The organism is Symplocastrum torsivum, assembly GCF_059505465.1.
Genome location: NZ_JCACKQ010000050.1, coordinates 1 through 13,029 on the forward strand (window position 1 = coordinate 1; position 13,029 = coordinate 13,029).

15 protein-coding genes are annotated in these 13,029 nt (G+C 47.4%); 8 read left to right on the forward strand and 7 right to left on the reverse strand.

The genetic code is table 11. The features are described from left to right. Positions 1-733 (forward strand): pentapeptide repeat-containing protein (locus AC5JL3_RS16625; RefSeq protein WP_496075537.1); only part of this gene is annotated, 733 nt, incomplete at its 5' end. Between the two features lie 247 nt (positions 734-980). Here AC5JL3_RS16625 and AC5JL3_RS16630 read toward each other — a convergent pair. Then, on the reverse strand, positions 981-1,439 hold the full coding sequence (locus AC5JL3_RS16630; RefSeq protein WP_496075538.1) for a hypothetical protein: 459 nt from the start codon (positions 1,437-1,439) through the stop codon (positions 981-983). Next, positions 1,426-2,148 (reverse strand): ParA family protein, encoded by a 723-nt coding sequence (locus tag AC5JL3_RS16635; RefSeq protein ID WP_496075539.1) that lies wholly within the window; start codon positions 2,146-2,148, stop codon positions 1,426-1,428. The genes AC5JL3_RS16630 and AC5JL3_RS16635 overlap by 14 nt, the downstream gene beginning before the upstream one ends. Before the next feature lie 253 nt (positions 2,149-2,401). On the opposite strand from AC5JL3_RS16635, the gene AC5JL3_RS16640 reads away from it, so the two are divergent. From AC5JL3_RS16640 to AC5JL3_RS16670, 7 genes are all read left to right on the forward strand, one after another. Then, positions 2,402-3,619, forward strand: a complete 1,218-nt coding sequence (locus AC5JL3_RS16640; RefSeq protein WP_496075540.1) for a DUF8738 domain-containing protein — start codon at positions 2,402-2,404, stop codon at positions 3,617-3,619. Positions 3,620-3,962: 343 nt separating this feature from the next. Then, a complete protein-coding gene (locus AC5JL3_RS16645; protein WP_496075541.1) occupies positions 3,963-4,847 on the forward strand; it encodes a XamI family restriction endonuclease in 885 nt (294 codons plus the stop codon). A gap of 71 nt (positions 4,848-4,918) precedes the next feature. Next, positions 4,919-6,127, forward strand: a complete 1,209-nt coding sequence (locus AC5JL3_RS16650; RefSeq protein ID WP_496075542.1) for an RNA-guided endonuclease InsQ/TnpB family protein — start codon at positions 4,919-4,921, stop codon at positions 6,125-6,127. Between the two features lie 108 nt (positions 6,128-6,235). Next, a complete protein-coding gene (locus tag AC5JL3_RS16655) occupies positions 6,236-7,852 on the forward strand; it encodes an Eco57I restriction-modification methylase domain-containing protein (RefSeq protein ID WP_496075543.1) in 1,617 nt (538 codons plus the stop codon). A 23-nt stretch (positions 7,853-7,875) separates the two neighbouring features. Then, positions 7,876-8,295: a XisH family protein gene (locus tag AC5JL3_RS16660; RefSeq protein ID WP_348233422.1), complete on the forward strand. Its 420-nt coding sequence runs from the start codon at positions 7,876-7,878 to the stop codon at positions 8,293-8,295. Continuing rightward, entirely contained in the window at positions 8,280-8,615 is a 336-nt protein-coding gene (locus AC5JL3_RS16665) for an element excision factor XisI family protein (protein ID WP_496075544.1), read from the forward strand. Before AC5JL3_RS16660 ends, AC5JL3_RS16665 begins: the two co-directional genes overlap by 16 nt. Positions 8,616-8,685: 70 nt before the next feature. Next, positions 8,686-9,525 (forward strand): Uma2 family endonuclease, encoded by an 840-nt coding sequence (locus AC5JL3_RS16670; protein WP_496075545.1) that lies wholly within the window; start codon positions 8,686-8,688, stop codon positions 9,523-9,525. Between the two features lie 253 nt (positions 9,526-9,778). Here AC5JL3_RS16670 and AC5JL3_RS16675 read toward each other — a convergent pair whose 3' ends face one another. The 5 genes from AC5JL3_RS16675 to AC5JL3_RS16695 form a co-directional block, all read right to left on the reverse strand. Further along, a complete protein-coding gene (locus AC5JL3_RS16675) occupies positions 9,779-10,753 on the reverse strand; it encodes a tyrosine-type recombinase/integrase (protein WP_496075546.1) in 975 nt (324 codons plus the stop codon). A 113-nt stretch (positions 10,754-10,866) separates the two neighbouring features. Beyond that, a complete protein-coding gene (locus tag AC5JL3_RS16680; RefSeq protein ID WP_496075547.1) occupies positions 10,867-11,481 on the reverse strand; it encodes a hypothetical protein in 615 nt (204 codons plus the stop codon). Positions 11,482-11,692: 211 nt separating this feature from the next. After that, entirely contained in the window at positions 11,693-11,989 is a 297-nt protein-coding gene (locus AC5JL3_RS16685; protein WP_496075548.1) for a helix-turn-helix domain-containing protein, read from the reverse strand. Then, complete coding sequence (locus tag AC5JL3_RS16690; RefSeq protein ID WP_496075549.1) at positions 11,986-12,180, reverse strand: hypothetical protein; 195 nt, start codon at positions 12,178-12,180, stop codon at positions 11,986-11,988. Before AC5JL3_RS16690 ends, AC5JL3_RS16685 begins: the two co-directional genes overlap by 4 nt. Positions 12,181-12,511: 331 nt before the next feature. Then, positions 12,512-12,859 (reverse strand): hypothetical protein, encoded by a 348-nt coding sequence (locus tag AC5JL3_RS16695; protein WP_496075550.1) that lies wholly within the window; start codon positions 12,857-12,859, stop codon positions 12,512-12,514. Positions 12,860-13,029 lie beyond the last annotated feature (170 nt).

A 13,029-nucleotide genomic window follows, 5' to 3' on the forward strand; every position in this document is an offset into this window, starting at 1 on the left:
GATGATTGGGACAAAACTTCTCAATGCCGAACTCACCGAAGCCCACTTTCATAGCGCCCACCTCCAAGGTGCTGACTTGAGTCAGGCTAATTTAGAAAGAGCTACCCTGATTGCTACCCACCTTATGCAAACCAATCTCAGTGGAGCTAACTTAACTCAAGCTGACCTCAGATGGTCAGTCATTACTGAAGCCAACCTAGAAGGAGCAATCCTTAAAAACTGCTTAGTTTATGGGACTGCTGTTTGGAAAGTGAGACTCGATGGAGCTGAGCAGTCAGAACTCGATACATCACTCAGGACAGCCACTCAAATTGAGGAAGGAATCTTCTCAAATTCCCTTAGATTCGCACAAACTATTGATTCTATCAGTGACGACCCTCAAGCCTACGAGGAGCTGAAACAGCGCTTTAAGGATGAAGAACAGGCTATAAAATACGCTCAATACCTTGTAGAAAATTACGGTCAAGAGCAACCTAATGACTCTCGCCTCTATACGGCGCCAGAGGAACGTTATCGTATTATCAGCTCTCTTGGCGATCTGGTAGTGACAGCACCAGACTCCCATCGCTCTCTTATTTCGAGGGACAGGAACGGCAAGATTCGCAGCAACCTTAGACCAGGCGATGTCGATAATCTTCAAGCTTTGATTGAATTTGAGGGCAAACCGGAAGCCTCCAGCCAAACCACATTGAACAAACGAAAGTCAACGTTGCGTACAGCAAGCAAGGGGTAACTTCAACATTTTGCGAGGGTATCCCAACAACCATGTCTAAGACCCTACAATTACAGGTGTCTGTAAATTTACATTTTTCAACGAGGTCTGAGATTATTGTCACTTGGAAAGGCATCTTCCGTGTCGCGGGGATTGACAGTAATCTCTAATTAGTGGGTAATATTCCACCCCCAAAATTCTGGCTTCGTGTCGCCTGCTTGAAAATACCCCGCGCTTGAATTCAGTATAAGTTGCGGCAAGAGCTGGATTACTCGTTCTGCAACCCCAACAACTCCCGCAGCTCCTCCTCGGATGCGATCGCACTCCACCCCCCAACCGCCTCTACACGTTGCAACATAGCCTTTATTGCTAGCGATACCAAGACTTCCTTGCGAATCTTGCGTCCCATAGAACGACGGGTCTGTTTCACGGCATCATCCAAGGCATCGTTCAATGGCTCTGGTATCCTTGCCGATAAGGGATAGAGGGGAGTTGCCTTGGTATCTTCTGATTCCTGCTTCGATGTTCCAGAATCCTTATTATTGATTCCAGATTCATGATTATTTTTTCCAGATTCAGGAATCTTGATTACTAAATCAGATTTCGAGATTCCTGAATCTTCTTGAGGAGTTTCAGCGGATGGTTCGGGAGCAACGGACTCTTTTTGGGAGTCGTTGAACAGTTGCAGTGGATTGCGCTGCCCCATGCGTTTTTTACTTCCTGCCACGTTTCTTCAACCCCCATTCTTTGATTGCTTCACCAGCTAACGCTTTAAATGCACTCGCTCCTTTACTCTTGGGAGCATACTCAAATATCGATTGCCCGTGTCCAGCACTTTCCGCGATCGCAACGTTTTCCGGAATGCAGATTCGTAGTAGATTGAATCGGTTGTCACTGACTAGTACTGAGTCAGCTTCCACTGTCATGTTCAATGCTGGTTTGTGTCGGCTACGCAAAACATCAACGGGAACATTTGGATTGACATCTTTAAGGGTGTCGAGTACTTGAGCCAACCCCACTAGTACCAGGGGGTCTGCCAACACTGGCACGAGAACTCTATCCGCTACTACGAGTGCCGCAACTGTAGCAGGGACGAGGGAGGGAGGACAATCCAGTAGCACCAGGTCGCAATCTAGTTGGCTAATGGCTTTGCGTAAAATCTCTGGAGAGTCCCACTTTACATAAGCAGTATCCGTTCCACCAGGAACTAAAGGTACAGCAGTATCGGTGCGTACAACATCTTCTCCTTCCAACCAGCGGTCAAACCCCGGTTGTTTTCCAGGCACTAATCCTAATGCATAGGTAGCAGAGCCTTGGGCATCCATGTCTACCAGCGCTACTTTAACTTTTTGCTGTTGTAATCCTGAACCTAAATTGACACAGGTGCAAGTTTTGCCAACGCCCCCTTTCTGGGACGCGATCGCAACGGTGAGCATTTGGAAATTCTGGAGGACAAGTCCAGCCTATTGATTTTTCTAGAATCCTATAATAAAGAATCTTGATTAATCAATACATAATCAAGATTCATGTTTAAGGATTCTAGAATCAGGATTCATGAAAAATTGACCGTTCATACTTTTGAAAGCTAGTTACAAAATCTGTAACATCCTGAATTTGGATGAGCGAGTTCAGTTAGTTTGTGAACGATTAAACAAAAGGTTTTCTACTTTCACTGCGCGAGGAAATTCAATGATGCGAAATGGTCATTCAAAACAGGCGCGAACGCACGTCAAACCTGTGGGACTGATAGCGCTATTGACTATTGCTTCGCTTATGGCTCATTTACCGAGTCGAGCCGGAGAGTACACCTCTGAGCAATCTCTCACCCAAACCGTTGCAATAAATAAACCAGAAATCCAAGGGGCAAGCTTGCCGCAACCCCTCGCCGCTCAATTAGTACAGGACATGGCATGGCGCTCATTTGTGCCTCGCAACGAAGTGCGGATTGTTCGCACCGAGGAAGCTGTGCTGGACGGTTGCCGGGATGTTGAACCACCGGAGATGTTTTGTCAGGCGATGGGTCTTCCCGGTTGGAAAGTCACAATCGAGGCAAGAGAACACCGCTTTGTTTATCATGCAACCAAGGCGCACGGCTTTAAATTGAATGGGCCTGCCAGCGTCTCACCAAAAATCACTAATCAAGTCCTCGAAGAGGCATCCTGGCGTTCCGGGTTGCCCCTATCCAAACTCAAGCTGTACTGGGTAGAAAACAAAACCTGGAACAATGGTTGCTTTGGACTACCGGGGATAGGTTCCTGTATCGCTGCCAAGATGCCTGGATGGCAGGTAACCGTTACAGATGGCGAAAAGCAACGTTGGGTTTATCGCACAGGATTGTCCCACACCGTTTTATTTGATGCCGCTGCCAGCCAAATCAGCAAAAGAGTGCCAACCGATTTCAGTCAGGGAACTGCGAATGCTGTTTTGCAAGATATGTCCAAGCGTACTGGCATCCCACAAAAAGAACTCCAAGTTATTCGCGCCGAACGCCAAACGTGGGATGGCTGTCTAGGCGTTGCGCCACCAGGAACATCCTGTACCAGAATTGGGCTACCAGGCTGGCGTGTTGTCGTGGAAGGTAATCAACAACATTGGGTCTATCATGTGGCTTCTGGGCGGGGACTTAAACTCAATGGACCGGAAAGCTTACCCAGAATCTTGGTGAGAGCGGTATTAAAGGATGTTTATCCTTCCACAGAATCCCCTCCACCCAACCTTCAAGTCTTTTGGGCTGAACAGAAAGTCTGGAGTGATAGCTGTCGAGGTTTCCCCGCGAGTTCTCCAGGTATTTGTACGCCCGGTAACTTTCCTGGTTGGATTGTCACGACCACCAATGGACAGAAACGTTGGGTTTATCACACGGGGCTATTGATTGGGGCTAGCTTACATTCAGAATCGAGTAATTGAGTGGCTTGAGCTTAATCCGAGCATCTTTAGTAGTAAAACGCCAGTTAACTTTAAAGCCTTTGGCGTTACGTTCAGCAACCCATGCTGCTACAGCTGTTGTAGTAAGTCTCAACCTTGGCAGCAAGAGCAGCATACTCCAGGAATCTTAGAATAAAGAATCATGATTGATTATTCTTGAATAAGGATTCATCTTTAATGATTACAGAATCATGATTCATTAAAATTGCTCAACTAGCTGATTTGCTCACGCCATTGAGGTTGCGCTCTGATAAAATCAATCGCCGAAGACTTGCCGATGCCTATGGAATAGCACAGAGGCAATAAATCAGCAACAGGAGATGCCGTGCCAGTCAATGCCGACAAACCCCACTTGTGGAAGCCAGATATTGCCCAGTCGGTAGACTTTTACAACAACTGGTTTATGCAGTTTGCTCCCACCGCCTACCGAGAAACTCGCCTTGTCACAACTCAACAAGTCGAGTCGGCATTAACCTGGACAGCCAATCTGACCGACATCACACCTGCTGCGCTTCGTCAGCATCCGGAAGTTCTGCCCATACTGCGGATGGCGACAGCACCTCCCATCGCCCACGACCGTCTCATCGGTCTAGCAGGAGTATCGCCCAACCTGGTCAAAATTATGGAGGGCAAACAGCAAATCCCACCCCGTACAAACCGTGCCACCGTTGATGCTGAACTCCAGAAAATCGGTCAAATTATTATGCGGCTGACCAACAAAGACATCTTCCCTTGGCTGGAGAATGGTCGAGAACCCAGTGAGGCAGAAATTATCAGAGCCGCAACCATTGTTGCCGACCGTCTTTGTGGTGCTGTCTCTGACCCAATTATTCGCAATGCCCAAGAGCAAAGACAGCTTGCCACCATTAGGCAGTGGTTGGAGCAGCGCGGCTACTCTTACATTAGACGCGGAGCCGGGTTAAGCTTTGAGACCATGCAGCCAGGAACTTTCTCGTTTCGGCTCAATATTCCAGTGAGTCTACAGTCTGGCAGCAAACAAATCAATATCCCCATCGACACTGTCATCATGCCGCTTCAGTCTAACAGGGGTGACTTCCCTCTACTCATTGAAGCCAAATCGGCTGGTGACTATACCAATCCCAATAAGCGACGAAAAGAAGAAGCCATTAAATTCGCTCAACTCAGGAGTAACTATGGCAGTAATGTCCGTTATATTCTGTTCCTTTGTGGTTATTTTGACCGAAAATAATGGGTTTCAAGCCTCCCCCCTTCTAGGGGGACTTTTTCATGGTACTTTTGATGTAAGTTTTTCCACGTCAAATGATTGTCTTAGAGTTTAAAGCCAAGGGAAAAACAACTCAATATGCAGCCATAGATGAGGCGATAAAAACGGCTCAATTTGTCCGCAACAAAGTTATCCGCTTTTGGATGGACAACCGAGGGGTAGGACAAAAAGAGTTGTATCGCCACAATACAGCGCTAAGGGCTGAGTTTTCCTTTGTTAAAGCTTTAAACTCTCATGCTTGTCAAGTCGCAGTTGAAAGAGCTTATAGCGCGATTGCTCGGTTCTATAGCAACTGCAAAAAGTCAATTCCGGGAAAAAAGGAATACCCAACCTTCAAGAAAAATTGTCGCTCAGTTGAGTACAAGACTTCAGGCTGGTCGCTCTCCGAAACTCGGAAACAAATCACCTTCACGGACAAGAAAGGGATAGGCTCGCTTAAACTCAAAGGGACGTGGGATTTAAACTACTACCAGTTAGAACAGATAAAACGAGTTAGGTTAGTGCGTCGTGCCGATGGTTACTATGTTCAGTTTTTGGTGGATGCTGATAACAAAGTAGACACCCAACTGACAGGTAAAATAATTGGTTTGGACGTGGGAATCAAAGAATTCTACACAGACTCCAATGGACACACCCAACCCAATCCTAAGTTTTATCGAACAGGCGAGAAGCGGCTGAAGTTTCAACAGCGGCGTGTTTCTCGTAAAAAGAAAGGCTCTATCAATCGTAGAAAAGCCATTAATCGACTAGGGCGAGTACACCTCAAAATAAGTAGGCAACGTGAAGAACACGCTAAAAGAGTGGCGCGTTGCGTTTGTCAGTCTAACGACTTGATTGCCTACGAAGATTTGAGGATTAAGAATTTGGCAAAGAATCACTGTCTCGCCAAGTCTATTAATGATGCAGGTTGGTATCAATTCAGGAAGTGGTTAGAGTATTTTGGAGTTAAGTTTGGCAAGATAACTGTAGCAGTTAATCCGGCTTATACATCTCAAAACTGCTCTAGCTGTGGGATTGTAGTTAAAAAATCTCTATCAATGAGAACCCACATTTGCCAGTGTGGATTCACGTTAGATAGAGACTGGAACGCTGCTATTAATATCCTGAAATTAGCCTTGAGTACCACAGGTCATGTGGGAACTTGGGTCACAGACCCGAACGCTTCGGGAGATTTAGCCTCTACTTTGATTGGAGCAATCCTGTCAAAGCAAGCTGGGTCTATGAACGAAGAATCTCCGCCCTAAAAGTGCGGAGAGTGTCAAAGTGGCTACTTGGGTTATGAAGCGGCTGAAGGAATTGACTGGATTTGGGAACATCGCATTGAAGATTTGGCACAGTTTGGAGTTTAGAGCATGACCCTATCAGCAACTGAAAAAGCCAGGGTTTTGCTGCAAAAGCAACTTGATTCTGCCAAAACTCAGACTGAGCGAAATCAGCTCGGTCAGTTTGCCACACCAATAGCACTAGCAACGGACATCATAGAATCTGCCCAGGCGTTGTTACCATCAGACTGCAAAATTCGCTTTCTCGACCCAGCCTTCGGTACAGGTTCCTTTTACTCAGCATTATTACATCAATTTCCTCTATCACAAATTGCCTCAGCCGTTGGGTACGAAATTGACCCGCACTACGGGGATGAAGCGAGAAAGCTTTGGAAAAATACGCTACTACAGCTACATATTGCCGACTTCCTGATAGCTACACCTCCTAACTTTAATGAAGCAAAAGCTAACTTACTAATTTGCAATCCGCCGTATATCCGACATCATCATTTGAGTAAGGAAAAGAAGATGTGGCTGCAACGGACAACGGAGCAGACAGCGGGAATAAAACTTAGTGGTCTAGCCGGAATTTACGGTTATTTTATGTGTATTAGTGATGCCTGGATAGCTCCAGGTGGACTAGCCGGGTGGCTCATCCCCAGTGGATTTATGGATGTGAATTATGGGCAGCAAATTAAAGATTACTTACTCAATAACGTCACTTTGCTGCGAGTGCATCGTTTTACCCCAAATGACGTGCAGTTTAAAGATGCCTTAGTATCGTCAGCATTTTTGTGGTTGAGAAAAGCCAAACCACCCGAAATTCATGCTGTTGAGTTTACCTATGGTGGGAGTCTGGCTGCTCCTAATTACAAGGAACTGATTCCTGTGGAGGTACTACGCCATACCGCTAAATGGACTCAGTTTGGGCTGGTGTCTAGTAGCAGGAATTCCGACAGTCAGCTTTTGTTGCTGTCAGCTACCACTTCTTCGAGCAAAAGTCTACCAGTATTAGGAAACAGCAATTCCAAGGTTGAGTCGTTAAAGCTTAAGGTCTTATTCACAATAAAGCGGGGGTTGGCTACAGGAGCTAACCACTTCTTTGTACTGACACAAGAGCAAGTTGATCAATATAAACTTCCGGTTGAGTTCTTAAAGCCAATTCTACCTAGTCCGAGGTATTTAACTGTTGATGAAATTGAAGCCGATTGCGTTGGTAATCCCTTAAGAGAGCGCCAGTTATTCCTGTTAACGTGCTATTTACCAGAAGACGAAGTGAAAGCCAAGTATCAAAACCTTTGGAACTATCTTCAGCTAGGAGTAGAGACAGGAATTAATCATCGCTACCTGTGCAGACATCGCTCTCCCTGGTACTCGCAGGAAAACCGTCCTCCCTCCCCATTCCTGTGTACCTATATGGGTCGTCAGGATACGAGTAGGGGCAAACCCTTCCGATTTATCCTGAACCACTCAAGAGCAACGGCAACTAATGTTTACTTGATGTTATATCCTAAACCTGCATTAGAGAAGGCACTCTCTCACAAGCCAGAACGGCTCAAACAGGTGTGGCAGGCTCTCAATCAGATTTCGGATGAGACACTAATGGGTGAGGGGAGAGTGTACGGGGGTGGACTGCATAAACTGGAGCCTAAAGAACTTGGACTAGCGATTGTTCCGAGCGCAGTGCTAGCTGATTTCAGCTACTAATCCATCTACACCTAAATTCTCGAATGTCTAGACGCGATAATTTACATTTCTCCCTGCGCCGCACCCTCGAAAAAGATGGGTGGACAATTACGGACGATCCTTTAGTCTTAGTGTTAGAGCAGACACTGTTGAAAGCCGACTTAGGAGCCGAAAAGTTTTTCACGGCGGAAAAAGAAGGGCATAAAATCGCCGTTGAAATCAAAGACTTCGATTCGCCCTCAGTCATCAGCGAACTCGAAAAAACGATGGGACAGCTTCAGCTTTACCAATGGGCATTGGAAGAACAAGAACCGGAGCGTCAGTTGTTTTTAGCCGTGAGCCAAGCGATTTACATTAAGCACTTTCAAAAACCGATTTTTCAGTTAGCCGTCCAGCGAAATAAAATCAACTTATTGGTTTACGAACCGAGTCAAGAGGCAATTCTCCAATGGATAACTCACTAAGCTATGCAGACATCCTCAAAAAAACCCTGCAAGAGGCAACTCGCGCCCAACCCCGCTTACAGGCGATCCAGCTTTACCCCGTCTGCGATGTTGATTCTGGTCACTTTCTAGTTCTGGCTACAGGCTGGGATAAGCAGCGCTGGATCGACACGATTCTGTTTCATGCTCGTTTAGTCGATAATCAAGTCGTGATTGAAGAGGATAATTTCGAGGAAGGTCTAAGCCTTGCGCTGATTGCGGCAGGTATAAAAGCAGAGCATATCGTGGCTAGCTCCTTCCCTGACAACAGCGATAGACAGAGCGTGTATCAGACGGTGTAAAGTCCCTCGATCTAAAATCGCTATGCTGTAAGAGAGCATCTGTCCTTTCACCAGCGGATAGTTGACACCCATGACCCAAAGCCTCAACCCCACAACGTTGCCCCCCGCCTTTCCCGACCATACCCAACTCCCTGAGTCAGACGGCACGTTTGTGAAAAACTTCCAAGAACATCCCCAGAGTATCCTGCTCACCGACTCCCTGGAAACCACACTGCAAACGCTTCACCCGGACGGAGAGTATGCGATTGGACAAGATTGTGGCATCTACTGGCGCGAAACCGAGCCTCCTGAACGTGGTGCAGAAGCGCCTGACTGGTTCTACGTTCCCAACGTTCCGCCCCTTTTAGATGGCGAAATTCGCCGATCTTATGTGTTGTGGCGAGAGTATATTGTGCCACTGATTGCGATCGAGTTCGCTAGTGGTGATGGTTCTGAAGAACGAGACAATACCCCCCTATCTCGCTTACCAGAAGGAGTCAACCAGAAGCCGGGAAAATTTTGGGTTTACGAGCAGATTATCCGGATTCCCTACTACGCTATCTACATCATTAAAACCAGCGAATTGGAAGTCTATAACTGGGTCAACACTCGCTATCGTCGCCTCGAACCAAATGATCGCGGACACTACCCGATCGATCTTATGGGAGTAGAATTGGGTGTATGGGAGGGGAGCTATCAAAATCAGACCCAACGATGGTTGCGTTGGTGGGATAATCAGGGAAATTTGTTGCTGACAGGGAGCGAGCAAGCCAAACTCGAACGCCTCCACACTGAACAGGAACGCCAACGTGCTGACGCTGAGAGCCAACGTGCTGAAGCCGAACGAGAGCGAGCTGATCGAGAACAGCAACAAAAAGAGCGATTGGCGGCGTATTTGCGATCACAGGGTATCGATCCTGATCTGATTTGAGCCTTGGCGATTGCTGTATTTTTATAGGATAGGGAAAAAGGGCGATCAATCGGAAGAACTTGCAGGCGATCGCGTTTCATCGGTCGGGAAAAAATGTAACGTTCCTGGTCAGCGGCAGCGATAATGTTCTAATTACCACCAATAACCTTTACTCTGTCCACTGCAACCAGGGCAAACGCACCTTTAAGTGGCACACACATGATTGACAAATTGCGATAGCCCTAGTTCAAGGTAAAGACAAGAACGTAAATCATCAAGATTTGTGGGGAGAAGGGTGACTGAAGGACAGCTTTTGCACAGCAGCGCGTTTGGTCTCCTCTCCCCGTCGGTCGTACTTAGCGGTGGTAACTGGCGAGGCATGACCGGCGAGTTTTTGCACCGTGGCGATATCCACTCCGGCATCAAGGAGGTCTGAACAAAAGGTGCGGCGAAAATCGTGGGGGGAGAAGGACTCTATCCCTGCCATCTGACCCCGGCGCTGCACAATTTTGAGTATGGCATCCGGTGTGAGCTGCCTCCACTGCAACGTCCCACTGCTGCGGATGGGCAGTAAGAGTGGACCGGGTTGGTGACCCCGAACGGCAATCCACCGTTCTACAATAGCGATCGCCTCCTGAGGTAAGTAAACGGTTCGGTCTTTTTGACCCTTCCCTTGGCGAACTTGCAAAGCAGCGCTATTTGGGTCAAAATCCTCAAAATTCAGGTGACACAGTTCTGCTCGTCGGATTCCAGTTCCCCGCAAGATGGCAATCAGCGCCGCATCCCTCACATCAATGGGTGCATCAGAATTCGTGCAACTTTGCATCAGGGCTGATATTTCACTCCTTTTAAGCGCTCTACCCTTAAGTTTTCTGGACTCACTGATTCGAGGTAAATCCACAGCTTTTGTGTAATCGTCGGCACCGAGCAAATCCAGACGGTAAGCTTCCTTGAGAACCCGCTTGAGAGCGGACAACATTTTATTCGCTGTTGCGGGCGCGTACCGTTGCATTAAAACTGACCGCACGCTGGAGGTATGGTGATACCTAATTTTTGCCCAGTCTAGGCTCAAATGGTCGCATTCGCCGGAGGTCAACAAAGAGGCGATCGCCTCCAAGGTCTGTTTCATGGTCGGTCTAGACCCTTGTGCCAAATTCGAGAGGTAGACCGCTGCTGGGTGACGGTTGAGAGGTATGGGTTCCGAAAGCTTTAAGTTGTCTTTGGCTTTATCGAATTGGCGAGTGACCAAGGCATTGCAAGTATTTAGAAGGGCTGTTCTAAATAGTACTGCTAAACCAGAAACCCCCTGACCGCTGGGATATATTTCTAACTGGGTTAACGGTATGACTGTTACCTCGTGTGTCAGGTTTGGTCATCAAGTTCTCTGGAGTTGGGCACATCAAAAACCACCTGAAACTCAGATGCTGGCATATACCGATGTAAAAACCGACGATGGTCTTCTGCATCTTGGCGATTGAAAAAACGGGCCACCGTGTAACGTCGCAGGTCGGGTAACAGCCGGACGATTGTCCAAGGACGAGAATAATCTTCGGGTTGTTGCACCCGTTGCTCGGTCGTGGCTTGCCCTGGTTTGGGTGCAAGCGCATTTTGGACAATCGCCCACATTTTCTCCCGTACTGGGCTGTTGTAATTCGGTATCAAGCTCCAATCGCCCACTGGGGCAGGTAGCCAAGTCAGAATGTAGTCGTCCTGACCTATGTGAGAAAGCTGCCAGGAGAGGCGGCGGGTTTGTTTCTTGCACTGATAACCTTGTTGGTGAAAAGCGGCACAAATCTGTTCGCCTTCAGAACAAAGGCGAAGCCAATCGCTATGCTTCATCGGTATAATTTGGGTGTGATGGATAGGTAAATCGGGGTGAGCGCTCTTAAGAGGGGATTTAAGCGCTTTTGGTGTTGAGGGAAGGCGAAGCTCCTGCTCTCGCTGAAGAGCGCTAACGCTTTGATCAACTTGTGACAAGAGCGATCGCCTATCAATGTGCTTGTAATCAAGTGGAAGTTGATACGTTTTTCACACGAACTGTTCCATAGGCATCGTTGAACTTAATTCGGGCTTTGACTTAAAAGGTGACGGAAACCGTCACAGTCATGCTGATGGACTTGTTTTTACCTTAATGGGGAGTGCCTAGCGAAATTATGGAGTTTTCCTATTGACATCCGAAGGATTTTTCCTACCAACCGAGACAGAGGCGATTTAAAAGTGTATCGGGGATGTCTTCATAGCACTCCAAAAAGACATCCGCCAGCGCTAGATACCACTTGTGGTAATGTCTGGGGGGTTGGTAGTGGCGTCCTCGTTGAAACCAGCGATTAACCGTCGTGATGTCACATCGGCATAGCTGCGCTATTTGCTCGTAGGTCACTCCCCATTTCTCGTAAAATTGCCTAGGGGTCATTTCCAGTCGGCAGTTGCAAAAAAGCTCGATAAGCCGCAGTTCGCGATCGCCAATGGGACGAGGATTTCTCATCGTTTTTCCCCTTTGGCTTGCAAGTCCTCTTCCCAAGCGGTGGTGGCAACGACCCAAGCAGCACTTGAACTCGCTTGATTGAGCCACAGGATGTAACGCCACATCCAACAGCAGCGGTGAGGGGCGTAGCTGTAGAAGCGCCCAATCACTATCCCCCATTCAGAACCACCAGGGCTAACAATTATCACCATTACTCCGAACTCAAAGCGGGGTTTTGGGGCGCTATTGGGGGTATGACAAAGTACGTGCAAATTGGGACACGTTGTAAACTTTTGTAAAAATAATTGTCAAAACCCTTGATATACAGTCGTTTTACTACCTAACGTTAAAAACGGGTGGGTGAAAAAACATTCCCAAAAATGATTGTTTACGGGCAAGTCGAGGGAGCTGAATGGGGTAGAGAGTTGATTGCAGCGTACCCAAGCTTTGAACGCCAATTATCATTTATGGGCAAGTAAGTAAATTCAGAAAGGTGTTATCGTAACAAAATTTCACAATGTGTCCTGTTTTGCACTTATTGTGTCATGCCCCCCTATTGGGAAAGTCAGATGGTAAGTTCGCTGACTGGGGAAACTCTAGGGTAATGGGACGAGAGAACACATCGGCGTTGCCGTGACGGTGAGCGTTCAAATAACCGCCCAGGAGCTTTCCATTAAGGCTACCTGTTAGCTGACCAATGAGTATTGCCGCTAAGGAGTCGAGTTCCTCCGGCTCTAGGTGGAGTGAGTGGGCATCGAAGTCAGCATCTTTGAAATTACTCAGCGTTTCGAGTAGTTCAGTGATGCCAAAGTCATCCAAGGCTTGCTGATATCCGTCTTGATAGCCTGTGGTACGGCACTTTGGAGTGCCTGAATCGGTGGAATTTGTCATGATAGGTATGGTTTCTCCTTGATTGGAAGAGCCATTGGCAGACCCAGTGCTTTGACCGGCGGGGGTCTGCCTTTTAGCTTTTTTGAGCGAGGAGCCTTTAAGCTCCGTATTTGTTACAGCAAGAAGCCATATACTTGCCATATACGAACTGCCCTTATTGTATGGCATTA